The organism is Bacillus sp. MUM 116, from assembly GCF_001866655.1.
Lineage (GTDB): Bacteria > Bacillota > Bacilli > Bacillales > Cytobacillaceae > Neobacillus.
Map to the genome: position 1 here is coordinate 1 of NZ_MLYR01000192.1, position 631 is coordinate 631.

At 37.7% G+C, this 631-nt stretch carries 1 protein-coding gene and 1 pseudogene; both read right to left on the reverse strand.

What is annotated here, in order from left to right; all coding sequences use genetic code 11:
* A pseudogene (locus BIV60_RS27845) lies at positions 1 to 524 on the reverse strand (sodium:solute symporter family protein); the annotation flags it as partial.
* The gene (locus BIV60_RS28985; RefSeq protein WP_256218573.1) at positions 521 to 628 is read right to left on the reverse strand and encodes a DUF3311 domain-containing protein; all 108 of its coding nucleotides are present in this window, start codon (positions 626 to 628) and stop codon (positions 521 to 523) included. The gene BIV60_RS28985 and the pseudogene BIV60_RS27845, both read right to left, overlap by 4 nt.
* Positions 629 to 631 lie beyond the last annotated feature (3 nt).

A 631-nucleotide genomic window follows, 5' to 3' on the forward strand; every position in this document is an offset into this window, starting at 1 on the left:
CCTGAAATCATCACATAGATTGTCACGGAAATAACGCTAATCCAAATCGCCAAATCTGGAGAAATCTTTCCATAGGAGGTTGCAGAAACAATAATTCCCAACCCTTTAAACTGAAGAACAATATACGCAATAGTTGGCAGCATCCCGACTAAAGCTACGAGAACACCCAAGGATTTACTCTTATACTTTGAAACAAATAAGTCAGGATGTGAAACTAGATTATGCTTTTTTCCGTACTGCCAAATTTTCGGAAGTATAAAATAGGCTAGAATATACGCAAGGGATAAATAAGCAAGAATGTAATACGAAGGTGCCCCCTTAGAATACGCCCACCCACTTGCGCCAAGAAAGGTAAAGGTTGTAAAGCTTTCGCCGGCTCCTAGAAAAAAAGTAAAGATTGTACCGAATCCTCTTCCCCCAACTGCCCACTCTTCTAGATTCATATTTTTTCCTTTTCTCGCTTTAATTCCAAGATAAAGAGAGATTAGTAAACATCCAAATATCATGATTAGTGCAACATTCATTCCGCATCTCCCCCTTTATTTGCCACATCAAATCTAAAAATAATTGCTAATATAAACGATGTTATGACTACCCATAATACAATCCAGAAAAGGATAAATGGCATTCC

Excerpts from the sequence above, each read along its gene's own strand:
- BIV60_RS28985 (WP_256218573.1), bottom strand. The coding sequence starts at position 628 with ATGCCATTTATCCTTTTCTGGATTGTATTATGGGTAGTCATAACATCG.